This is a genomic window from Pseudomonas sp. HY13-MNA-CIBAN-0226 (genome assembly GCF_040310305.1).
GTDB lineage: Bacteria > Pseudomonadota > Gammaproteobacteria > Pseudomonadales > Pseudomonadaceae > Aquipseudomonas > Aquipseudomonas gregormendelii.
On record NZ_JBEOPS010000017.1, the window covers coordinates 1 to 21,983 of the forward strand.

General features: G+C 60.9%; 17 protein-coding genes and 1 tRNA gene. 9 read left to right on the forward strand and 9 right to left on the reverse strand.

All coding sequences use genetic code 11. The annotated features are described in order from the left end of the window. Positions 1-172 precede the first annotated feature (172 nt). From AAEZ05_RS18795 to AAEZ05_RS18805, 3 genes are read left to right on the forward strand one after another with little or no spacing between them, the layout of a single operon-like run. Positions 173-832, forward strand: a complete 660-nt coding sequence (locus tag AAEZ05_RS18795) for a paraquat-inducible protein A (protein ID WP_045059200.1) — start codon at positions 173-175, stop codon at positions 830-832. Beyond that, on the forward strand, positions 819-1,442 hold the full coding sequence (locus tag AAEZ05_RS18800; RefSeq protein ID WP_122838723.1) for a paraquat-inducible protein A: 624 nt from the start codon (positions 819-821) through the stop codon (positions 1,440-1,442). The genes AAEZ05_RS18795 and AAEZ05_RS18800 overlap by 14 nt, the downstream gene beginning before the upstream one ends. Continuing rightward, positions 1,435-3,738, forward strand: coding sequence for a PqiB family protein (locus AAEZ05_RS18805; RefSeq protein ID WP_350648442.1), 2,304 nt, complete (start codon positions 1,435-1,437; stop codon positions 3,736-3,738). The genes AAEZ05_RS18800 and AAEZ05_RS18805 overlap by 8 nt, the downstream gene beginning before the upstream one ends. Before the next feature lie 114 nt (positions 3,739-3,852). Here AAEZ05_RS18805 and mksF read toward each other — a convergent pair whose 3' ends face one another. The 3 genes from mksF to mksB are packed head-to-tail and all read right to left on the reverse strand — an operon-like array spanning position 3,853 to position 8,658. Continuing rightward, positions 3,853-6,693, reverse strand: coding sequence for an Mks condensin complex protein MksF (gene mksF / locus AAEZ05_RS18810; protein WP_045059203.1), 2,841 nt, complete (start codon positions 6,691-6,693; stop codon positions 3,853-3,855). Then, entirely contained in the window at positions 6,690-7,391 is a 702-nt protein-coding gene (mksE, locus tag AAEZ05_RS18815; protein WP_045059204.1) for an Mks condensin complex protein MksE, read from the reverse strand. Before mksE ends, mksF begins: the two co-directional genes overlap by 4 nt. Next, positions 7,381-8,658, reverse strand: a complete 1,278-nt coding sequence (gene mksB, locus AAEZ05_RS18820; protein ID WP_350648445.1) for an Mks condensin complex protein MksB — start codon at positions 8,656-8,658, stop codon at positions 7,381-7,383. Before mksB ends, mksE begins: the two co-directional genes overlap by 11 nt. A 205-nt stretch (positions 8,659-8,863) precedes the next feature. On the opposite strand from mksB, the gene AAEZ05_RS18825 reads away from it, so the two are divergent. Next, positions 8,864-9,604 carry a hypothetical protein gene (locus AAEZ05_RS18825; RefSeq protein ID WP_045059206.1) on the forward strand — a complete coding sequence of 247 codons (741 nt, stop codon included), beginning with the start codon at positions 8,864-8,866 and terminating at the stop codon, positions 9,602-9,604. Next, the gene (gene rimI, locus AAEZ05_RS18830; RefSeq protein WP_007942632.1) at positions 9,597-10,049 is read left to right on the forward strand and encodes a ribosomal protein S18-alanine N-acetyltransferase; all 453 of its coding nucleotides are present in this window, start codon (positions 9,597-9,599) and stop codon (positions 10,047-10,049) included. The genes AAEZ05_RS18825 and rimI overlap by 8 nt, the downstream gene beginning before the upstream one ends. Before the next feature lie 119 nt (positions 10,050-10,168). On the opposite strand, the gene AAEZ05_RS18835 is transcribed toward rimI, so the two are convergent. Further along, positions 10,169-10,573: a serine kinase/phosphatase gene (locus AAEZ05_RS18835; RefSeq protein ID WP_205891583.1), complete on the reverse strand. Its 405-nt coding sequence runs from the start codon at positions 10,571-10,573 to the stop codon at positions 10,169-10,171. Between the two features lie 141 nt (positions 10,574-10,714). On the opposite strand from AAEZ05_RS18835, the gene can reads away from it, so the two are divergent. Continuing rightward, positions 10,715-11,350: a carbonate dehydratase gene (can, locus tag AAEZ05_RS18840; protein WP_045059208.1), complete on the forward strand. Its 636-nt coding sequence runs from the start codon at positions 10,715-10,717 to the stop codon at positions 11,348-11,350. 12 nt (positions 11,351-11,362) lie between these two features. Here can and AAEZ05_RS18845 read toward each other — a convergent pair whose 3' ends face one another. Both AAEZ05_RS18845 and AAEZ05_RS18850 read right to left on the reverse strand, forming a co-directional pair. Beyond that, positions 11,363-12,532 carry a hypothetical protein gene (locus AAEZ05_RS18845; RefSeq protein ID WP_350648447.1) on the reverse strand — a complete coding sequence of 390 codons (1,170 nt, stop codon included), beginning with the start codon at positions 12,530-12,532 and terminating at the stop codon, positions 11,363-11,365. Positions 12,533-12,706: 174 nt separating this feature from the next. Then, positions 12,707-14,125 carry a short-chain fatty acid transporter gene (locus AAEZ05_RS18850; RefSeq protein WP_045059210.1) on the reverse strand — a complete coding sequence of 473 codons (1,419 nt, stop codon included), beginning with the start codon at positions 14,123-14,125 and terminating at the stop codon, positions 12,707-12,709. A gap of 203 nt (positions 14,126-14,328) precedes the next feature. Here AAEZ05_RS18850 and AAEZ05_RS18855 point away from each other — a divergent pair, with 203 nt between their 5' ends. Further along, positions 14,329-15,672: an MFS transporter gene (locus AAEZ05_RS18855; RefSeq protein WP_045059211.1), complete on the forward strand. Its 1,344-nt coding sequence runs from the start codon at positions 14,329-14,331 to the stop codon at positions 15,670-15,672. Between the two features lie 44 nt (positions 15,673-15,716). Continuing rightward, positions 15,717-16,316 (forward strand): flavin reductase family protein, encoded by a 600-nt coding sequence (locus tag AAEZ05_RS18860; RefSeq protein ID WP_045059212.1) that lies wholly within the window; start codon positions 15,717-15,719, stop codon positions 16,314-16,316. A gap of 97 nt (positions 16,317-16,413) precedes the next feature. On the opposite strand, the gene ggt is transcribed toward AAEZ05_RS18860, so the two are convergent. After that, on the reverse strand, positions 16,414-18,246 hold the full coding sequence (gene ggt / locus AAEZ05_RS18865) for a gamma-glutamyltransferase (RefSeq protein WP_045059213.1): 1,833 nt from the start codon (positions 18,244-18,246) through the stop codon (positions 16,414-16,416). Between the two features lie 152 nt (positions 18,247-18,398). Here ggt and AAEZ05_RS18870 point away from each other — a divergent pair, with 152 nt between their 5' ends. Then, positions 18,399-19,508 (forward strand): DUF2817 domain-containing protein, encoded by a 1,110-nt coding sequence (locus tag AAEZ05_RS18870; protein WP_045059214.1) that lies wholly within the window; start codon positions 18,399-18,401, stop codon positions 19,506-19,508. Positions 19,509-19,666: 158 nt separating this feature from the next. Here the strand turns inward: AAEZ05_RS18870 and AAEZ05_RS18875 are convergent. Next, a tRNA-Met gene (locus AAEZ05_RS18875) sits at positions 19,667-19,743 on the reverse strand. Positions 19,744-19,859: 116 nt separating this feature from the next. Continuing rightward, a complete protein-coding gene (locus AAEZ05_RS18880) occupies positions 19,860-21,917 on the reverse strand; it encodes a methyl-accepting chemotaxis protein (protein ID WP_350648450.1) in 2,058 nt (685 codons plus the stop codon). Positions 21,918-21,983: the final 66 nt, after the last annotated feature.

Sequence of the window (21,983 nt, forward strand, 5' to 3'; positions counted from 1 at the left end):
ATGTGAGAGTAGGTCATCGTCAAGATTAAATTCCGAAACCCCTATCTGCGTATGCAGGTAGGGGTTTTGTTTTTGTCTGGAACAAAAGCAACTATTTGCAGCACAAATAGGCACAGTTATTTTCAGTTCAGGACACTAGAATAGGTCCAACTATTTCGGAGCCAGCGCCTTCATGCCAGATTCGGTTGACGCCCCCGGGCTGTCAGAATTACCGCTGGAAGACTTGGTAGCCTGTCATGAGTGCGACCTGCTGATGCGCAAGCCGCAGCTCGCCCATGGCGAGAAAGCGCTGTGTCCTCGTTGTGGCTATGAACTCTACGCGCACCGGCATAACGTCGTGCAACGCAGTCTCGCCCTGGTGATCGCCGCTCTTCTGTTGTTTATCCCGGCGAACTTTTTACCCATCATGGAGCTCAATCTACTCGGACAATCGTCGCAAGACACTGTCTGGAGCGGTGTTGTGGGGTTGTTCGACACCGGCATGCAAGGTGTGTCGGTCGTCGTGTTCCTGTGCAGCATGGCCATCCCGCTGCTCAAGTTGCTGTGCCAGCTGGCGGTATTGCTGAGCATCCGCTTTGACGTCGGCCGCAGTTACGGTTTGTTGCTATATCGCATTTATCACCATTTGCGCGACTGGGGCATGCTTGAGGTCTATCTCATGGGCGTCCTGGTTGCGATCGTGAAGCTGGCAGATATGGCAGCGATTACCGTCGGACTCGGTTTGGCATGTTTCATCAGTTTGTTGTTGGTTCAGGTCTGGCTGGAAGTGGTGATGTCGCCCCACCAGATCTGGCAGGCTCTATCAGGAGAGGATGCCCATGCGGGCGATTGATGCAGGCATTCTGATTTGCACCGAATGCCATGAGTTGAACAGGCAGGACGCTGACACCGACGAGCAGGTCTGTACTCGATGTGGTGCGTTGGTCCATGAGCGCCGTCCGAACAGCCTGGTGCGAACCTGGGCGCTACTGATTACTGCTGCGATTTTGTACATCCCGGCCAATGTATTGCCCATCATGACGGTTACCTCCCTGGGGCAGGGCGATCCCAGCACCATCATGTCCGGGGTGATCCAGCTGGTTCAGCACGGCATGATCCCCATTGCAGCCGTGGTGTTCATTGCCAGCATCGTCGTGCCGACCTTCAAACTGGTAGGCATTGCATTGCTGTTGTTCTCGGTACAACGCCACCAGCCGCTGTCGGCCCGCCAGCGCATTCTGATGTACCGCTTTATTGAATTCATTGGCCGCTGGTCGATGCTCGATATCTTTGTGATCGCCATTCTCGTGGCGGTCGTGAATTTCGGACGGCTTGCCAGCGTCGAAGCCAATCTTGGTGCCATTGCGTTCGCCAGTGTGGTGATTCTGACGATGCTTGCTGCAGTTACTTTCGATCCCCGACTGATTTGGGATAACACGGAGTCGGACGACGACCATGACTGATTTGCCAACAGCTAAAACCCGACCGGCCTCGAACTGGTCGGCTATCTGGGTGTTACCCCTGATCGCCCTGATCATCGGCGGCTGGCTCGGCTGGCGAGCCTATAACGAGACCGGCATCGAGGTTCAGGTGCGGTTCGAAAGTGGTGAAGGCATTCAGGCCAACAAGACCGAAGTCGTCTACAAAGGCATGTCGGTGGGCAAGGTCAAGACCCTTAAACTCGACGACGAAGGCGCCTCCAAAGGCGTGATCGCCACCGTCGAGATGAACAAGGATGTCGAGCAATACCTGCGCACCAGCACCCGCTTCTGGCTGGTCAAGCCAAGCGTCACCCTGGCTGGTATTACCGGCCTGGAGACCCTGGTTTCGGGTAACTATGTCGCGATCAGCCCGGGCGAAGGCGAGCCCACTCGCAAGTTCAAGGCGCTTGCCGAAGAGCCACCGTTATCCGACGCCAAGCCCGGCCTGCACCTGACCATCAAGGCCGACCGACTGGGTTCGCTCAACCGCGGCAGCCCGGTGTTCTACAAGCAGATCAAGGTCGGCCAGGTGAAAAGCTACCTGTTGTCTGAAGATCAAAGCACTGTTGAGCTCAAGGTCTTCATTGAGCCTACTTACGCCAATCTGGTGCGTAAACATACCCGTTTCTGGAACGCCAGCGGCATCAGCATCGACGCCAATCTTTCCGGCGTGAAGGTGCGCAGCGAATCCCTGGCCAGCATCGTTGCAGGCGGTATTGCCTTTGCGACCCCGGAAAACCGCAAGGACAGCCCGGCAACCGATCCGAGCCTGCCGTTCCGGCTCTATGAAGATTTCGACGCTGCCGCAGCCGGTATCCGTATCAAGGTCAAGCTCAGTGATTTCGAAGGTTTGCAGGCCGGTCGTACGCCGGTCATGTACAAAGGGATACAGGTCGGCAACCTGAAGGCGCTCAAGGTCGATCCTGACCTGACGGCGGCCACTGCCGAGCTGACCCTTGACCCGCTGGCCGAGGATTATCTGGTCGATGGCACTCAGTTCTGGGTGGTCAAACCCTCGATTTCCCTCGCTGGCATCACGGGTCTGGAAGCGCTGGTGAAGGGTAACTACATCGCCATACGCCCCGGCGACAAGGGGGCGGCGCCGCAGCGTGAATTTGTCGCAAGACCCAAGGCTCCGCCTCTGGACCTGCGCTCACCCGGGCTGCACCTGGTCCTGTTTACCGAGAACCTCGGCTCGCTGGAAGTGGGCAGCCCGATTCTCTACAAGCAGGTGAAGGTCGGTTCGGTCCAGAGCTATCAATTCTCCAAGACCCGTAAACAGCTGGTGATTGGCGTTCACATCGAGAAGGAATATGAAGGCCTGGTCAATGCCTCCAGCCGATTCTGGAATGCGAGTGGCGTCACCCTCACGGGTGGGCTGACGGGTGGCATCCAGGTCAAGAGCGAGTCACTGCAAAGCCTGATGGCCGGTGGTATTGCTTTTGAGACCCCGCAAGCCAAGGCGCCGTTGCAGAAGCGTATCCCTCGGTTCCGCCTGTTCCCTAGCCACGACGAGGCCAACCAGAAAGGCACCCTGGTCACCATCAAGGTCGACCGCGCCGACGGTTTGCGCACCGGCACTCCTGTGCGGTTCAAGGGGCTGGATGTCGGCAAGATCGAGGACGTTGATCTCACCGATGACCTGCAGTCCGTGGTGCTCACCGCGCGAATTACCGAAGTGCCGGAGCGTATTGCCCGGGTCGGCAGTCAATTCTGGGTGGTCAAGCCGGAGTTGGGTCTGATCAAGACCGCGAACCTGGAAACCCTGGTAACCGGTCAATACATCGAAGTGCAACCCGCGCTGAAGAGCCAGGGGCCGCAGAAGAGTTTCGTGGCCTTGTCCAGCCCGCCAGAAATAGCCAAGGTGGAGCCTGGCTTGAGCCTGGTGTTGAGCGCGGCTCGTCGGGGCTCGTTGAAGATCGGCGTGCCGGTCACCTACCGGGAAGTGGCGGTAGGCAAGGTGACGGGGTATGAGCTGGGGCAGACAGGGGATCGCGTACTGATCCACATCCTGATTGAACCCAAGTACGCGCCGTTGGTGCGCAGCGGTACGCGGTTCTGGAACTCCAGCGGTTTCGGATTCGACTATGGACTGTTCAAGGGAGCGACGATGCGCACCGAGTCTCTGGAAACCCTGATTCAGGGTGGCATCGCGTTCGCCACCCCGGATGGCGAGCGCATGGGTAACCCTGCGCGAGCGGAACAGACATTCCCTTTATTTGATAAGTTCGAAGATGAATGGCTGACCTGGGCGCCGAAGATCGCGATCGGTAAATAATTATCGGCGGCGGTGCTGCCGTCATCGCGAGCAGGCCCTCGCATTCACCGAGCAGCTTGGACAAAAAAGGCCGCGGTCCATTGGATCGCGGCCTTTTGTTTGGATCAGGCAGGATCAGACCGCATCCAGCTCCGGTTCATCGGCTGCCACATTGACCACAGGCTTCACTTCATCGTGACGGCGAATGTACTTCCAGTCCGCCTCGTCGATGTAAATCCCGTTCGGTCCGCTGCCGCCTTCCAGGTCAATGGCGACGCTGGCGCAAACCTGCGGTTTGACACTCGCCAGAATCGGCACGAAGCCCAGTTGCAGGCTGGTTTCCAGCAAGGCTGCCTGGTTTTTCTCGTCGATGTCCGCCGCTTCGTCGAGGTAGTAGGGCAAGCGCACCCGGCCAGCCTGGTCGCGGTCCATCAAGTGCAACAACAGGTACATGTTGGTCAGCGCCTTGATGGTCATGGTGGTGCCGTTGGACGCAGCACCATCGATGTCGGTGTGGATGACGGGCTGGCCGTTGACCTTGGTGATCTCGAATGCCAGTTCAAACAGGTCCTTGAGGCCCAACTGGTTGTGGTTGGCAGCAACCAGGCGTGCCAGATACTCCTTGGCTTCCTCGTTCCTGTTGTCCTGATCGGCGCTCTGGCTGAGGTCGAATACCGAGAGGGTTTCACCTTCTTCGTACTGGCCGGCACTGTGGATGATCTGGTCAATGTGTTTCAAAGCTTCCTTGTTCGGCGCTAGCACGATGCGGAAGCTCTGCAGGTTGGACACCTGGCGTTTGTTGATCTCGCGGTTGAACAGGGCCAGTTGATGCTCAAGGCTGTCGTAGTCGCTGCGGATATTGCGCAGTGTCCGCGCGATGTCAGTGACCGCGGCGCGGCGGGCCTTGCCCAGGGTCAGCGCTTCGTCGGTGCGATGCGCGTAGGCATTGATCAGCAGTTGCAGGCGCCGCTCCATGTCGTCTTCGCTGTCGAACTTGGCAACACCCTTGAGACGCACCTGGGCGTAGAGTGCATCGATCTGTCCATCGCTGCGCAACAGTCCCTGCCAGCTGTCCTGGTAGTCATTGAGCAGCGGCAGCAGGTTGTCCATGGAATCGTCGATCGGGTCCATGAACGGCGTACCGAACGGCAGGTCTGCCGGCAGCAGTTGGCGGCGGCGCAAGGCGTCGTCGAGCGTGCGCTGCTTGGCTTCCATGTCGCCGATCTGCCGCCCTACCAGTTGCAGCTTGGCCGACAGTTGCTGGACTCGCTCGGTGAATGCATCGCTGGAGCGTTTTAGTTCGTCCTGCGCGGCTTCCATCTGGGCCAGCTGTTCCAGCTTGTCGCCTTCTTCGGCGCTCAGGGTTTGCGAGCGACGGAAATCCTCCAGCGCCTTTTGCGCGTCCAGCACTTGCTGGTACAACGCTTCGGTCTGGGTCTTGCTCGCCGCGCGGTCGGCGGCCACGGCAGCTTGAGTTTTGAGTTGCTTGAGTTCTTTTTCCAGGCGCTCTTTCTGGTCGCGCAATGCGGCGCGGTCAGCCAGGGCTTGCAGGGCCGGCGGCTCGATGTGCGACATATCGATGGACAAGCCAGGCACTTCGAATCGCTCGCCCTTGAAGCTGTCCAGAATCAGCTCCATGGACTTGACCCACTGTCCGTCCTCATCCAGCGCAATACCGTGTTCACCCAGTGGCAGGCTGAACAGGGCACTGTTGAACAGGCGCATCAAGCGCTCGACGTCCTGTTGCGAGAACTCTTCGCGCAGTCGGGCGTAGCTGTTGTTGTCGGCATGATCGAGCTGCTGCTTGACCGACTTCAGGCGTTTTTCCAGGTCGCGCAGACGCTCTTCGAGGTCTTCGGCGCTGAATTGGCGGGACTGGGCCAGCGCACCGGCCAGTTCGTCGTGCGCATCCTTGGCCGCCAGCAGTTGCTGTTCCAGGACCTTGACGTCATCGACCAGGGCAAAGCGATTCTTCAGTACCGACAATTCCCCCAGCCAGCGCTGGATGCCGGAAATTTCCCGTTCCAGGCGCATCAACTCCTGAGTGCCGCCGCGCTGATCGTTTTGCAATGCGTCCTGTTCGTTGCGGTAGTGCTCGGCCTGGATGGTCAGCTCTTCCTTGCGCGCACTGGCATAGTCCGACCAGGTGCCCAGTAACGAGTCGAGCAGCGGCGAGATGCGGTGCAGTTTGCCGCGCAGGATATTGCGCTGGGTCACGCCGGCCGCAAGGGCTTCGACCAGCGGGCCGGCCGTGACCAGCGAATTGTAATCCTGCTCCATGCGGCGCACATCGCGGAACGCTTCTTCGCACGCCGCGATGTAGTCCACGCTGCCGGAGCGCAGACTGTGTTCGAACGCATCGAGGAACAGCTGCTTGAGCTTGGCCGCGGTGATTTCGCGCATGTGCAACAGGTTGATGAACAGCGCGCGGAACGTCTTCAGGCTTTGTTCGCTGGTGGAGCGCAGTGGAATCAGGGTCAGGTCCAGCGGAATCGATGTGTGACCGCCCACCAGCAAACGACGCAATTCATCCGGCTTGAGTTCGTAGGCTTTCAGGCCCTCGCGCTCAAGGTTGGTGAACAGCTCTTTCTGACGCAGGCAGGTGTCGTTCTTCTGGTAGTGCGCCAGGTCCAGTTTGCCGGCGTAGGCAAAGAACTGGTGACCAAAACCACCGCCCGGGCCGCGACCCACCACGCCGATCACGTGCGGGCCATGTGGCAGGGACACTTCAACGAGGATGTAACTGGTGTCCGAGGCGAAGTAGAAGCGCCGGGATTGTTCCAGGCTGTACTTGCCGAAACTCATGTCCGACATGCGCGCCAGGATCGGGAACTGCAGGGCGTTAATCGAGGCGGATTTGCCGAGGTTGTTCGCGCCGTAAACCGACAGCGGCTCTTCCAGCGGGAACAGGCCGAGGCTGTAGCCGGCGGTGTTCAAAAGGGCGAAGCGGCGAATGCCGTAGCGTTCCTTGCTCATGCGTCGGTCTCCTGTTCTTCGGCAATGGCGCGCGCCATGGCGTCTTCTTCGCTTTCTTCTTCGAAGTCAGTCAGATCCAGTGGATCATCGGTTTGCAGCAGCTTTTCATCGCTGTCGTCATCGATCAGCAATGGAACCGGCAGCGGCAACACGCTGTGCAGACTGGCCGCCAGGTCGCGGTCCTGCTGCACCGACAGGCAGACATCGAGGAAGCGGTGCATCGGCGGCAGGAAGCGATAGACGCCGTTTTCTTCGCCGGCGAAACCGAGTTGGGTCATGCGACGCATGATTTTTTCTTCGAGCTCTTCGACAGTTTGCACTTCGGCCTGGATAAACAGGTCGCGGTACTTTTCCAGTAGCGACGGCAATTCATCGCGACCCAGGCTGCCTCCGTCAAGCACGGCGATCGGGTCCCGCCCCTGATCCGCCAGATGCTCGACCAGAATGAAAGTAAACAGCGCCAGGCGCTGGGCGGTCTTGTTCACCGCAGCGGCGGCGAGGTCCGGCACGAAGTAATAGAAGCCGCGGGTATCGCAGACCAGCTCGAACCCCAATGCCTTGAACAGCGTGCGGTACTGGTCCTGGAAGTTCGACAGTTGCGCGTACAGCTCTGGATCACGGCGGCTGACGTGGTAGCCCTTGAACAGCTCGCGGAATATCGGTGCCAGCTGGGACAGTTCGGATAGATCAAGATGCATGTGGGATGCTCGCGGAATCCTCGGCGGCGCTGTCGCGGGCCGAGAGCAGGGCGAAGGAGCGCAGGCTGACCTGGTGCTCATGAGTGTGGTAGTCGCGGCGTTCGAGACGCTCGCGCTGGAAACGTTTTTCCCGCGACAGGCGCGAGAACCAGTACAGCAACTCGTCGGTGGCGCCGTCTGGCTCCTGTTCCAGCAGCCAGGCCATCAGGTCCGGCATCGGCAGGGCGTCTTCGCAGCGTTCAAGCATTTCGCGAACGGTACGTGGCGCACGCGGGGCTTCGCCTTTCTGGGTTTTGTGAGCCTTGGGGAAACGCGCCGGTTTCGGCTCGAAACGGGCCAGTGTATACACGTACGCTTCGACCTGGCTGGCGCTGCCAAGGAAGGTGCTTTGCGGGCGGGTGAACATTGGCATGGCCGCTTGGGGGACCGCGTCCAGGCCTTTGCGCCGGATAGCCGACAAGGCCAGCGCCGCGCCACGGGTCACGGCATTGTGCCGACGGGCCTCTTCACGCAACGGCAGGAGCAGTTCGCGGGCGTGGCGCAGGGTCAACTGGGCGCTGGTCTGCATTTCGAGGATGCGCGCATGGGTGCGCAGCAGCATGTCGTCGTCGACCAGGTGGCCCAGCCGTTGCTGTTCGGTGAGCATCTTCAGCAGGACATTCTCGACCTTGCGTACGCCTTGCTCGAAAGCACCGTCGGCATTGACCAGCTGGATCATCGGCTCGACGTATTCGTCCCAGGTCGCCAGCACTTCGGCGTAACGCTGGCGCAGGGGAATCTGCCGGTCGCTGGTCTTGGCGCGCTCGGCGACGGCCACAAGAGCCTGTTCGTCGTTGGCAAGTTTCTTCAAAACGTCCCGTACGCGCATGTCCAACAGGCGCAATTGACGTGCGAGGTCGTGGCCGTCGCGGATGTCGAACGCATCCTGGATGTAACCGGCCAGGCGCTCGAGGTGGCGCAAGTAGGCTTCGATTTCCAGACACAGGCCCAGGCGGTGCTCACGGCGCAAGTAGGCGAGGAAGTCGTGAATCTGCGCATTGAGCTCGAAACGGTTCGGGCTTTTTGCCACAGGCACCAGGATGTCGAGGCGAATCCACACATCCAGCAGGCTGGTGATGTCCTGCGGCGTGCTGTCCAGTTGCTGGGCGCCCAATTGCGTGCGCAGTTCGTTGAGGCTCAACGTGCCCTGGTCGAAGTGCTCGCACAGTGGCTCCAGAAGTGCCCAGTGTTCAGCGAGGGCGCGCAAGACGCGCTTGGGTTCGATCATCGGAATGGCCGGCTGGTTGGCGATAAAAGCAGCGATTGTACTGCATCGCGCCCATTGCGATTAACTCTCGGGACGGACAGTCGGCTTTCTGTCGATCAAGCGCGGGCGATCTTGCGAGAAGGGCGGTAGAATCCACGCACTTTAGTTATCCACAAGTGGCCGACCTTTGCTTATCGAGTCCCGTCGCCGCGCTTATTTGACCGCCATGCAGGTGGTCAACTGGCTGCCGCGCACCGAATTGCCCTTCGCCGCGCCGTCGCGGCCCGAGCTGCTGGAGACACCGCAACCCGTGGTCGTCGCTCCGATAGCAACGGCCGCTGTGGCTGAGGCGCCCGTGCAGCCGCAGGCCAAGCCCGCCGAGCGGGTGAAGATCGAGGTGCCTCGGCCTTCGCTGGCCAGCACCCGCACGGATGCAAAAATCGAAGAAGTGGCCGCGCCAGTCGTGGTCAAGCCACCAGTAGTGCCGCCGCCGCGTTTCGCCCTGCAGTTGCTGCGCGCCGGTCGCTGCCTGCTGCTGGTCGAGTTACCCACAGGTGAAACCTTTCAAACCCGCGACCCTGCCTATCTGCTGCTCAAGGACATGCTGCGCGCCGCCGGCCTGCCGGACAGCCCACAGATAGTCGGTGACCCCGTGCGCTGGCCGCTGCTGGCCCGGGGCACCATGGATCAAGGCCCGGAAGCCGCTCGTGACTTCGTGCAGGGTTTCCTCTCGGCCCGACTGGAAGATGCACCGTGCGTCTGCGTATGGCTGATCGGTCTGCCGGCGGTACGTTTCGCTGGCGAGGAAAACGCCGAATCGTTCAACCGTGAACTCCAGGTCGAAGGCCTGGGCTCGGTCTGGGCCCTGCCGGGCCTGGAATTATTAATGGAAGAGCCACAGCGTAAGGCTGATGTCTGGCAAGCCATGCGTCGGCTGATGGCGCGCTGGAAAGAATCAAATGAGTGACGCTGTATCGTTTCGCCCCATGATCGAGGCGGACCTGGACGCTGTACTGAAGATCGAATACGCGGCTTACAGCCATCCGTGGACCCGCGGGATTTTTCTTGATGGGCTCGGCAAGTACCAGATCTGGCTGATGTTCGAAGGGCAGCAACAGGTCGGCCACGGCGTGGTACAGATCATTCTTGATGAAGCGCACCTGTTGAACATTACGGTCAAACCGGAGAACCAGGGCCGTGGCTTGGGCCTGACGTTACTGGAGCACCTGATGTCGATTGCCTACAAGGCCGAAGCACGGGAGTGCTTCCTGGAAGTACGGGACAGCAATCGTTCGGCGTTTCGCTTGTATGAGCGGTACGGGTTCAACGAGATCGGGCGGCGCCGGGACTATTATCCGGCGGTGGGGGGCAGGGAAGATGCGGTGGTCATGGCCTGCACACTGGTGGATTGAACACAGATACCCCGTAGGAGCTGCCGAAGGCTGCGATCTTTTGATTTTATCCACACCAGGATCAAAAGATCGCAGCCTGCGGCAGCTCCTACACGGGAGAATTCCGTCAATCGGGTAGGTCAGCGATTCCCGTCCAGCGGATCACGCTGCGCCAGTTCCGCTTCATCCAGGCCATTGCCTCCGCCGATGTCATCTTCATCGACAATGCTCAAGTCCCAGTCTGCCTGACCTTCTTCGCCTGCTTCCCGGGCATCCCTTGCGCCGTCTTCGAGGATGAGCGTTTCCGGGCTCATGTCATCATCCGTGGGTTCGTGGTCTTTGGTGGAGGCGCCCGTCATGCCGGCCTCCCGCACCCGCTCAGGCGGCATCCGTTGTTCGCGCTCGTTGTCCGGCAGTTCGTCGCCAATCCGGGCGCCGGGTTCGTCTTCGTCAAAGTCCAGTTCATGCAATGAACCCATGCGGTCTTCGTTGTCATCGATGGGCTCGGGTTGCGCCGAGTCGAAAGGACGTCGTGAATCAGTCATGGTATTTCCTCATACTGTGGGCCTTACTAGGGTGGACCCACAGGGCTGGCGAGAATTCCACCTGCCTTAGTTGCATCGATCGCGTGACCCCGACGGGTGGTTGTCTGTCATAGAAGCGCACCATTCTTGAGGCTCTACAGCATGAACGAATTACAAGATCTGATTGATAACAACGAACGCTGGGCTGAAGCGATCAAACAGGAAGATCCGGACTTCTTCTCCAAGCTGGCTCGCCAACAGACCCCCGAATACCTGTGGATCGGTTGCTCCGATGCGCGGGTGCCGGCGAACGAAATCGTTGGCATGCTGCCCGGCGACCTGTTCGTCCACCGCAACGTGGCGAACGTGGTGCTGCATACCGACTTGAACTGCCTTTCGGTGATTCAGTACGCGGTGGACGTGCTCAAGGTCAAGCACATCCTGGTGACCGGCCACTATGGTTGCGGCGGCGTCCGGGCATCGATGCAGGACCGCCAGCTGGGCCTGATTGATGGCTGGCTGCGCTCGATTCGCGACCTGTATTACGAAAAACGCGAAGAGCTGGCGCTGTTGCCAACTGAAGAGGAGCAGGTGGACCGCCTCTGCGAGCTGAACGTGATCCAGCAAGTGGCCAACGTCGGCCACACCAGCATTGTGCAAAATGCCTGGCATCGTGGACAGAAACTGTCGATTCACGGTTGCATCTACGGCATCAAGGACGGTCGCTGGAAAAGCCTGAACGCAACCATCAGCGGCTTCGAGCAGTTGCCGCCACAGTACCGTCTGCGTCCGCTGTAGCGCTTTTCGCGTCTACAGCCCCTGGCCCGGTGCAACCGTGGTCGCCGAAGTTTTCAGCTGGCTGAGCTGGGACCTGATCGGTGCCGATGCACAGTTGGCGACGGCCTGGGCCGGGGGCAGGTTGCGAATCGAGGTATAGAACAGTTCGCAGGTTTTTTCCGTGCGAGTGACTTGCCAGGTCTGGGTACAGCTCTTCAATTGCGTCGCCGGATCCCTGCCGGGGGCGCTGCCCATGCCGGCCTGCCAACACGCAGCGCTCAAATCCTGGCCCATCACCTTCAGGCCTGCCGCGTCAGCCTGGGCCTGGGCATCCTTGCCGGAATAGGCGGCTGGATTGGCCGCGTACCAGATGTAGCTCGGGTGATTGGCGCCCAACACGGGTACTTTGACCCCGGCATTTGGGCTGATCGTCGCCAGCCCCAACATGCTGACGGTGGGGCCGTATTGCGCCTTGACCCAGCTGCGCACCGGCGCGCCAAACGCGATCATGGGTAATGCCGCGCCGCTGGCAGTGCGGCTGAGCTCCCTGACCATGGTGGTCTGATAGTCGGTGAAATAATTGTAAACGCCCTCCAGGTCCTTGCCCGCAGTCGCGGGTGCGGCAATCGGGGCGATGTCGATGATGGTCTGGTAAGCGGGTGTTTGCGCGGCTGGGATGCCGTTGGCGGTTAGCAGCGTGGCCCAACGATCAGTGGTGGCCGAGCGCAGGTAATCCTGGGCCTGGGTCAGCGAATAGTCCGGCGGAAAGTGCAACAGCTCGATACTTTTACGATTGTTCAGCGCCATGCCCAAAGGCAGGAACAGTGACCAGTTGTACGCCCACTTGCCGTCAGCGTTCAGTCTGTTTGCGCCGGACCAGGCCAGGTCTCCGGCGTCGAGCAGGGCTTGCAGTGGTTTGTGATAACCGGCAGGCACCCCGGTGATTTGCGCGTAAAGCTGATCGTTATCGGTTTTGACCCGCACCTTTGCCGTGGCGTAGCCATCGCGCTGCACGCTTTGGCCCAGGTAGTGCTCGACGGTTTGCTCCAGCGTCCAGTTGCGAAAGCACACGACTCCGCAGTTGTTGGGGTAGGCGAACAGACGCGTGACGCGTTCAGTGCTGCCCAGTTTCAGATCGACATCGGCGTGGGCGGCGGCACCCAGGGTGAGGGCCGCGAGGGTAAGTGCTGTGCGTTTGAACATGCTCAGATCCTTTTAAGCCTGTGATTGCGCAATTGTCGAAGGTTACTGCAGCCATCGCGCGTGCGATGTCAGCTGCAGCCTGTAATGGTGTCAGGAGATGGCGAACCGTGGGGTAGGAACAATCCACCGAACAACTCTGGATGCACCTGCTTGAACAGGTGCATCCAGCGACATTTATGGCATCACGGGCGGCGTGTAGGTCAGCGTCGTGCCCAGCGCCCACAGCAGAAACAGCACCAGTGGCGTGTGCACCAGCAACTGCACGAACGAGAATCCGATCAGGTCCCGGGCCTTCAATCCCAGTACGCCCAGCAGCGGCAGCATGTAGAAGGGGTTGATGAGGTTAGGTAACGCTTCGGCGGCGTTGTAGATCTGCACCGCCCAGCCCAGGTGGTAGTTGAGGTCGGTGGCCACCTGCATCACATAGGGTGCTTCGATGATCCACTTGCCGCCGCCGGACGGAATGAAGAAGCCGAGGATCGCCGAATACACACCCATCAACAGCGCGTAGGTATCGTGGGAGGCGATGCTGACGAAGAAGGTCGAGATGTGGTGCGCCAGGGTTTGCGCATCGGTACCCTTGACGGTGGTCATCAGTGCGGCGATCGAACCATACAACGGAAACTGGATCAGCACTCCCGTGGTAGTCGGCACGGCTCGGGCGACTGCATCGAGGAAGCTGCGCGGACGCCAGTGCAGCAGGGCGCCGAGCATGATGAACAGGAAGTTGTAGGTGTTCAGCCCGGAGATCGCGCTGATCGCCGGCTTGGTCGAGAATTCATGGAACAACCAGCCGGCCGCCAGCAGGACCAGCAGGATGGTCAGCAGCGGGCTGTGTTCCAGCCACTCGCCAGGGCGGGTGCGCGGTTGCAGTGGCGGCAGATTGAAACTCGGGTCGATGCCGCAGGCTTTTGCGTCACGGGCCGTATTGGGGCCAGGGGCGGTGGCGTAGGCAATGATCAGAGAAATGATGATCAGCGCCAGCAGCAGTACGCCCGACTGCCAGAGAAAAATGGTTTCGGTGAAGGGAATGACCCCGGTAATCGACAGGATCGACGGCGGCAGGCTGGCCGGGTTGGCCTGCAATTGCGCCGCCGATGACGACAGACCCAAGGCCCAGACCGCACCCAACCCCAGGTAAGCAGCGGCGCCGGCAGCACGATAATCCATCTTCAGATCGGTACGGCGGGCGAGGGCACGCACCAGCAAGCCACCAAATACCAAGGACAGTCCCCAGTTCAGCAACGACGCGACCATGGAAATCAGCGCGACCCAGGCGACGGCGGAGCGGCCGTTTTTCGGGATGCGTGCCAATCGGTCGATCAGTTTCACAGCCGGTGGCGAGCTGGCGACGACATAACCGCCGATCACCACAAACGCCATCTGCATGGTGAACGGAATCAGGCTCCAGAAGCCATCGCCGAAGGCCATGGCGGCATCGGTGGGCTTGGCGCCCATTGCCATGGTGGCAAGGGCCACGATGATCACGGCCAGTGCCGCAAACACCCAGGAGTCGGGGAACCAGCGTTCGGCAAAGCTTGAGCAGCGCAGGGCAAAGCGGGCATAGCGGCTATCGTCGATATCAGCGGCCACGGGAGAACCTCGAATTTTATGTTTATTGTGGTCTTCAGGGCCTCGTGGGCCCGTCTGGACAGGTGCCAACAGTAAATCAAACGCTGTATTTTTTGTGACCAACTTTTACCGCTTTGGGACTTTGGTCTAACGGGTTGTCCGCAGACGGATTTGCGTAGACCATGGGCGCCTAGAATTTTTTGCCCGTGCCAGAGTGTTTTTTCATGACTGCCCAAACCGATGTGCGCCCGGCGCCGTTCACTCGTTCGGACTACAAGACCCTCGGCCTTGCCGCGTTGGGCGGGGCGCTGGAAATCTACGATTTCATTATTTTCGTATTTTTCGCCCTGACCCTCAGCCAACTGTTCTTCCCCCCGGAAATGCCGGAGTGGATGCGCCTGCTGCAAAGCTTCGGGATCTTCGTCACCGGTTACCTGGCGCGCCCATTGGGCGGCATCCTGATGGCGCATTTTGCTGACAGACTGGGACGCAAGAAGGTCTTCAGCCTGAGCATCTTGATGATGGCGTTGCCTTGCCTGCTCATCGGGATCATGCCGACCTACGCCCAGATCGGTTATTTTGCGCCGTTGCTGTTGCTGGCCCTGCGTATCCTGCAGGGCGCAGCGGTAGGCGGTGAGGTGCCCAGCGCCTGGGTCTTCGTCGCCGAACACGCGCCGGTCGGCCATCGCGGTTACGCGTTGGGATTCCTGCAGGCCGGGCTGACCTTCGGCTACCTGATCGGCGCGCTGGCGGCGACGTTCCTGGCGCAGGTCTTCACCCCGGAGGAAATCCTCGATTACGCCTGGCGTTATCCCTTCCTGCTAGGCGGGGTGTTTGGTGTGATTGGAGTCTGGTTGCGCCGCTGGCTCAGCGAAACCCCGGTATTCATGGCGATGCAGGCCAAGCGCGAAGCGGCGGTCGAGCTGCCATTGCGCACGGTCCTGCGCGAACATCGCCTGGCCATGCTGCCGGCGATGATCCTGACCTGTGTTCTGACCTCGGCGGTGGTGGTGTTCGTGGTGATCACCCCGACCATGATGCAGAAAACCTTCGGTATGAGCGCCAGCTACACCTTCGGGCTCAGCGCCCTGGGCATCGTGTTCCTGAATGTGGGTTGCGTGCTCGCCGGATTACTGGTGGATCGCATCGGCGCCTGGCGTACCGTTATGCTCTATAGCCTGCTGCTGCCAGTGGGCATTGCAGTGCTCTATAGCTGCCTGATCAATGGCGGGAGCTGGATTGGCCTGGCTTATGCCATTGCCGGTCTGTGTTGCGGCGTGGTGGGTGCGGTGCCGTCGGTGATGGTCGGGCTGTTCCCAGCGCATATTCGTGTATCGGGAATCTCCTTCACCTACAACATCGCCTACGCCGCATGGGCCAGTATCACGCCGTTGTTGCTGATCGGGCTAATGCCTTGGAGCCCCTGGATATGCGTAATATTCAGTGCAGTGATGGGCGTGGTCGGGGTCGCCAGCGCGGCGTATTTCGGTGCGCGCAGGACGGCGCGCAGAGGGTGGTCGACGCGGTCGGACAGTTCGCCAGTCAACTGGCGACCTGAGCAGGATTAACCCGTATCCCGCTACAATCAGCGTTTTCTCCTGGAGCAGACAGCATGCACGCTTCCCATCGCCGGCCCGTACCCTTGAACAAGGCTTATCGCCTGCTCAATCACGGGCCGACCGTACTGGTCAGCGCCGCCCACGATGGCCAGCGCAATATCATGGCGGCGGCCTGGGCTATGCCACTGGATTTCGAGCCGCCGAAAATTGCCGTGGTGCTGGATAAGTCCACCTGGACCCGACACCTGCTGGAAGCTTCGGGGACCTTCGTGCTGAACGTGCCCTGCGCCGCCCAGGCCGACATCGTCCAGACCGTCGGTTCTACATCCGGGCTGGAAATCTCCCGGGCGCCGGGCCAAGACAAGTTCCAGGCCTATGCACTGCAGACATTCAGCGGCGAGCAGGTGGCAGCGCCGATGCTCGAAGGCTGCGTCGCCTGGCTGGAATGTCGACTGTTGCCGGAGCCTGGTAATCACCAGCAATACGATCTGTTTCTCGCCGAAGTCATAGCTGCCCAGGCTGACGCGCGGGTGTTCAGCGATGGCCGCTGGCACTTCGAAGGGCACGACGAGCTGCGCACCTTGCATCACGTCGCGGGCGGGCATTTCCTGAAGATTGGTGATCCGGTGGACGGCAAGATTCTGCTGGTTTGAATCGGGTCCGCTGCCAGCCAACATTAGCCTGACCCGGATGCACTGCCTAAAAAAGGGCCTGCCACCCGGTAAGCCCTTTCCCACTCGCACAAAACGCTCAATCCCCCAACGCTTCCCCCTCGCGGCGCGGATCAGCACCGCCCGCCAATGTGACCTTGCCCTGCGCATCCTTGACCCGAACTATCGCCTGGGTGCCGCTGGTCATGTCGATCTCGTTCACGTTGTGCCCTTTGTCCTTCAACGTTTGAATCAGCTGTGTACTGAACTGCCCCCGTTCCAGTTCCGTCGGGCCGTTACGGCTGCCGAAGTTGGGCAGATTGATGGCGGCCTGCGGGTCGAGGTTCCAGTCGAGCAGGCCGATGGTCGACTTGGCGACGTACTCGATGATCTGCGAGCCGCCTGGGGAGCCGAGGGTGGCGAGGAACTCGCCGGTCTGTCGATCGAAGATCAGGGTGGGCGCCATGGAGGAGCGGGGGCGTTTGCCCGGCTCGACGCGGTTGGCGACTTTCCGGCCGTTTTCTTCCGGGATGAACGAGAAGTCGGTCATCTGGTTGTTGAGCAGGAAGCCTTGCACCATCAGGTGAGAGCCGAAGGCGGATTCCACGGTGGTGGTCATGGAGACCGCACCACCCTGGTCATCGACGGCCACCACTTGCGAGGTCGAGATGCGCAGAGGTGAACGGTCCGGTGCATAGGCCACCTGGATGCCCGGAGGTGTCCCAGGTGTGGCCGTGCCCATGCTGCGTTCGCCGATCAGGGCGGCGCGGCTGGCCAGATACGTCGGGTCCACCAGGCCTTTTACCGGGACGGGCACGAAGTCGCTGTCGGCGACGTACTGGGCGCGGTCGGCATACGCAAGTCGCTCGGCTTCGGAGATCAGGTGCACAGCTGCAGGCGCAGGTTCGATGCCGGCGGCTCGGGTGCTTTTGACCGGTTTCAGTGGCGCCAGGGCATAACGCGGGTCACGAGTTTCGAGGGCCTGCAAGGTGCCGAGGATCTGCGCCACGGCGATTCCGCCCGATGACGGCGGCGGCATGCCGCAGACCTGCCAGCGCTTGTAATCGGTGCACAGTGGTGCGCGTTCCTTGGCGGTATAGCCGATCAGATCGTTCAGCGACAGGCTGCCGGGATTGGCATGCCCCTGAACCTTGTCCACGATTTCCTGGGCGATGGGACCTCTGTACAGCGCATCGGCACCTTCCCTGGCGATCCGTTTGAACGTGGCGGCCAGCGCCGGGTTTTTCAGGGGAGTGCCTGCGGCTTTCGGGCTGCCATCGGCGTTGCGGAAATACGCCATCATGTCCGGCGAGCGCGGCATGGACGAATCCGACGCGATCAACTGATGCAGACGTGGTGAGATAGGAAAACCTTGCTCCGCGAGTCTGATCGCCGGCTCGAACAGCTGTGCCCAGGGCAGGCGCCCGTGTTTCCGGTGAGCCAGTTCCAGTGCCCGCAGCACGCCGGGTGTGCCCACCGAACGACCGCCAATCTGTGCCTGCGTGAACGGCATCGGTTGGCCGTCGGCTTGCAGGAATAGCTTCTCGGTGGCACCGGCGGGCGCGGTTTCACGACCGTCGTAGGTGCGCACTGTTTTGCCGTCCCAAAGTACGATCAAGGCGCCGCCGCCGATACCCGAGGATTGCGGCTCGACCAGCGTCAGCACCGCTTGCATCGCGATAGCGGCGTCAATTGCCGAACCGCCCTGGCGCAACATTGCTCGTCCGGCTTCGGCGGCGAGCGGATTGGCCGCTGCGGCCATATGCTTTGAGGCGTGCCGGGCCTGCAGGTCGGTGCGATAGCCCGAGGCCGCTTCCGGTGCGAGGGGTAATGTCGAAACGGGCGGAGCGTTGCACGCGGCAAGCGTTAGCGCACCGGCAATCAGCGAAAGGGCTGACAACCGATAGCGATTGCAGTTAAAGGCTGTGAACACGCGGGGCACTCCGTCCGTGGGAAAGGTCCGGGGACTTTATCGGCCTACAGCCAGTGACGCAAACCATAGGCGGTTTTAGTCCTTCATCCATTGACGGATTTTCTGTAGGGTCAAGGGCAGCAGACACGTCAGAAGATCAACAAGAGGCAGACATGCACACCGACTTCCCCACACAGCCAAGCTATGGCGCGCAGCGTCAACAGTTTCTGGCCGCAGCGAATGCCGCCGGCGCGACTGTGACCGAATATCCGCATCCCCTCAACGGCCCGTTCGGTGAACGGCTGAGTACCGATGTGGCGGTGCTCGGTGATCCGGGCGCCAAGCGCTTGCTGATCGCGCTAAGTGGCACTCACGGGGTTGAAGGCTTCTATGGCTCGGGCTGCCAGATCAAGTGGGTGCAGGAGTTGGGCAAGCGCGTGTTGCCCACCGATGTCGCGGTGGTGTTTGTCCATCTGATCAATCCCTGGGGCACAGCGTGGCTGCGCCGGGTCAACGAAGACAACATCGACCTTAACCGCAATCACCTGGATTTTGACGATTCGCTCCCGGACAACCAGGCCTATGCAGCGCTGCATGAAATCTATGCCTGTACCCAGCTGGCGGGCCCCGAGCGTGATCGCGCCGATGCGCTGCTTGACGAGCAGATCCACAAGCACGGCTGGCCGGCGGTGATGTCGATTGTCGAGGGCGGCCAACACAGTCATCCTGACGGCCTGTTTTTTGGCGGACGGGCACCGAGCTGGTCGAATCGTACGCTGCAGCAGATCCTCCAGGAGCACGTCGCCCACGCTGATGTCGCCATGTGCTTCGACTTGCACACCGGCGCGGGGGAGTACGGCCATCCAATGTTGCTGACCATCACCGAGTCCGCTTATCCAGCGTTGGCGGATGCGCAGGCAATCTACGGGCCGTGGCTCTACACGCTGCTGACCGGCGCCGACACCTTGAGCGAAACCGGCGTCGCCGCGACGGCCACCGGCTACACCTCACAGGCGCTGATCGACGCGCTGCCGCAAGTGCGATTGATGCCTTTTGTGATCGAGTGTGGGACTTATCCGGGGCCCGAAGTACATCGTCATTTGCGCGACGACCATTGGCTTCATCTGCACGGCAATCCAAGTGATGCGGTAGGGCGTGGAATCAAGCAGAACCTGCTGGAACAATTCTATCCCGCGGACGGCGACTGGCAGGCGATGGTCTGGCTGCGGACGTGGCAGATCTGGGAGCGGGGGGTGTCTGCGTTGGCGTCGATGCGGTGGTGATCCTGCTGGCGATAGCGGCCGCAAAATCGATCCAGGACTAGAGTATCTCCTTGCCGACAAGCCGCGCTCCTGCAGGATTTGTGTCAGCAGAGAAGCCTGCGTACTTTTCTCGAGGCATAAAAAAACGGCCTACCTTTCGGTAAGCCGTTTTTAGTACTTGGTGGCTACACAGGGACTTGAACCCCGGACCCCAGCATTATGAATGCTATGCTCTAACCAACTGAGCTATGTAGCCAAGTGGCGCGCATTATTCACCGGTAACGGGGATGCGTCAAGCGTAAATTTAAAATATTTCTCTACGCTTTCAACCGCTTATCCACATGGTGCTATAAAACGCGGCGGTGGAGGCTGTCAGCCGAGCTGAAACCTCCCGGTATTGGCGCTCAATGCCTTGCTGCCTTGGCTCAAGGTGTCCGCCGCAAGGTTTACGGCGCGGGCCCCTTCCAGCAGCCGCACTGCCGCCTGATCAACCTGCTGGATGTTGCCGCTGACCTCATCGGCGGTGCTGGCCTGTTCCTCTACCGCTGTCGCAATGTGCGCCAGGGTGTCGGTGACGCCTTGCACTGCGCTGGCAATTTCCCCGAGTCGTTCGCCTAGCCCGGTGACCGACTGCGCATCGTTCTGTGCCTGGCTGCAGGCCGCTTCCATCAGGCTCACCGCTTCATCCACCGTTTGCCGCAGGCTATCAACGGTCTGGGCTATCTGCGCGGTAGAGGACTGCGTGCGTTTCGACAAGCTGCGCACTTCGTCAGCCACCACGGCGAAGCCGCGGCCCTGATCGCCCGCGCGGGCGGCCTCGATGGCGGCGTTAAGGGCCAGGAGGTTGGTCTGCTCGGCCACTCCGCGAATGGTGTCCACTACCAGCTGAATCTGCTGCCCCTGTTCGCTCACCCGGCCGAGTGCCGCCGCGGTCTCGTTCAAACGCTGGTTAAGCTGCTGGATACTTGCCGTGGTGCGCTGGCTGTCGCGACTGCTGTCGGCAGCAATGCGCCGCGTGTGCTGGGCGCTGCCCGAGGCCTGTTCGCAGCTCTGGGCCACGCCTTGGGACGTGGCGGCCAGTTGGGTGGCCGCCGCGGCGATCTGGCTGATCTGCAGTTGTTGTGCCTCGACTTCGCCCAATGCGCCGCTGGAATGCTGGTTGAGCGCGCGCACGGCGTTGCTCAATTGCAGGGTCTCGTGATCCACCCCCAGCATGCTGTTGCGCAACTGCACCACCGCGACGTTTAGCGCGGTGCTGATAGCCGCCAGCTCGTCGCGACCCTGTACCGGCACCTGCAGGCTGAGGTTGCCATCGCGCAGCGCTTCGGCCAGCACTGTAATACCGCTGGCGCTGCGCCGGATGGACGTTTGCAGGCAGGTGAACAGATACAGCGCCGCCAGCAGCAGGCAGCCGAAAATCGTCGCCACACCGATGACCTGGCGCATCGCCGAGCCATGGTAGTTATCCAGGCGCTGATCCAGCGAGCCCAGGGACTGTTGGCGCAGGGAGGCGAGGTCGACCAGCAAGGCGTCCAGACCACGCTCAAAGTCTTCGTGCTTGAGCTTGATGCTACCGCCGAATACGCCGTCATCGAGAACTTTCAGCTCGGCATCCAGGTGCTTGAGGCTGTCCTGGTAGCGCCCTGACCAGGTTTGCAAGTCGCTGGGCAGGCGCGATTCCAGCAAGCCTGCGGTTTTCACAAGCTGCTCCCGGGCGTCGCCGATACGACTGCGCAGGTCTCGTAGCTGCAAGCGGCTTTGCAAGGTGAATTGCCCAGACACCACTGAGGCCTGACCGATGCTCGCCAGGCGTCCGACCCGTTCGATCAGGTCCGGCACGTGCTGAGTGGAGATCTGCGTCAGCAAATAGGTTTCCAGCCATGGCGCGAGGGTCAGCCGGTTGTCCATGGCAATTTGCTCGCGCAGGGCTTGCAGGGCGCTCAAGGCACCGGTGAAGCGATCGTAACCGTCGGGCCACCAACCGATGCTGCCGAGGCTTTTTGAATCCAGGCCTTCAAGGGCGGCCTGCAGGGCCTGGTAGCGCGCCAGTGTTTCATCCCGGGCACCTTCGGCAGCGAGGGTATTACCCAGCTCCACAGCCGCTTGGGCGATGGCTGGCTGGGCCTCGTCAAACGCAGCCATGGCGGCGAGCGTGGCGGGCGTGGGTTGACGATTGGTTTCCGTGGCTCGCCAGCGCGCGGCGCGATCCCGTTGGGCTGCGAGCAGATTGTCGAGCGCATCCAGTGACAGCAGTTGCCGAACCCCGGCACGCTCTTCGGAGATCAGATTCAGTTTGCTGCGGTAATCCTGCCCGATCATCCACAGGCTGCCCGCCAGCGGCAGAATGAACAGCAAAAACAACAGTTGAAACTTGCGTGCGAAGCCAAAGCGCCCCAGCAAGCCAATGCCCGGTGATAAAAAAGCCTGCATGCCCCGTGACTCCCCTGGGCACCACGCACCATTGGCGTGCGCCGAGGCCGTGTTGGCCGCGACTGG

Excerpts from the sequence above, each read along its gene's own strand:
- AAEZ05_RS18795 (WP_045059200.1), top strand. The coding sequence starts at position 173 with ATGCCAGATTCGGTTGACGCCCCCGGGCTGTCAGAATTACCGCTGGAA.
- AAEZ05_RS18800 (WP_122838723.1), top strand. The coding sequence starts at position 819 with ATGCGGGCGATTGATGCAGGCATTCTGATTTGCACCGAATGCCATGAG.
- AAEZ05_RS18805 (WP_350648442.1), top strand. The coding sequence starts at position 1,435 with ATGACTGATTTGCCAACAGCTAAAACCCGACCGGCCTCGAACTGGTCG.
- mksF (WP_045059203.1), bottom strand. The coding sequence starts at position 6,693 with ATGAGCAAGGAACGCTACGGCATTCGCCGCTTCGCCCTTTTGAACACC.
- mksE (WP_045059204.1), bottom strand. The coding sequence starts at position 7,391 with ATGCATCTTGATCTATCCGAACTGTCCCAGCTGGCACCGATATTCCGC.
- mksB (WP_350648445.1), bottom strand. The coding sequence starts at position 8,658 with ATGATCGAACCCAAGCGCGTCTTGCGCGCCCTCGCTGAACACTGGGCA.
- AAEZ05_RS18825 (WP_045059206.1), top strand. The coding sequence starts at position 8,864 with ATGCAGGTGGTCAACTGGCTGCCGCGCACCGAATTGCCCTTCGCCGCG.
- rimI (WP_007942632.1), top strand. The coding sequence starts at position 9,597 with ATGAGTGACGCTGTATCGTTTCGCCCCATGATCGAGGCGGACCTGGAC.
- AAEZ05_RS18835 (WP_205891583.1), bottom strand. The coding sequence starts at position 10,573 with ATGACTGATTCACGACGTCCTTTCGACTCGGCGCAACCCGAGCCCATC.
- can (WP_045059208.1), top strand. The coding sequence starts at position 10,715 with ATGAACGAATTACAAGATCTGATTGATAACAACGAACGCTGGGCTGAA.
- AAEZ05_RS18845 (WP_350648447.1), bottom strand. The coding sequence starts at position 12,532 with ATGTTCAAACGCACAGCACTTACCCTCGCGGCCCTCACCCTGGGTGCC.
- AAEZ05_RS18855 (WP_045059211.1), top strand. The coding sequence starts at position 14,329 with ATGACTGCCCAAACCGATGTGCGCCCGGCGCCGTTCACTCGTTCGGAC.
- AAEZ05_RS18860 (WP_045059212.1), top strand. The coding sequence starts at position 15,717 with ATGCACGCTTCCCATCGCCGGCCCGTACCCTTGAACAAGGCTTATCGC.
- AAEZ05_RS18870 (WP_045059214.1), top strand. The coding sequence starts at position 18,399 with ATGCACACCGACTTCCCCACACAGCCAAGCTATGGCGCGCAGCGTCAA.
- AAEZ05_RS18880 (WP_350648450.1), bottom strand. The coding sequence starts at position 21,917 with ATGCAGGCTTTTTTATCACCGGGCATTGGCTTGCTGGGGCGCTTTGGC.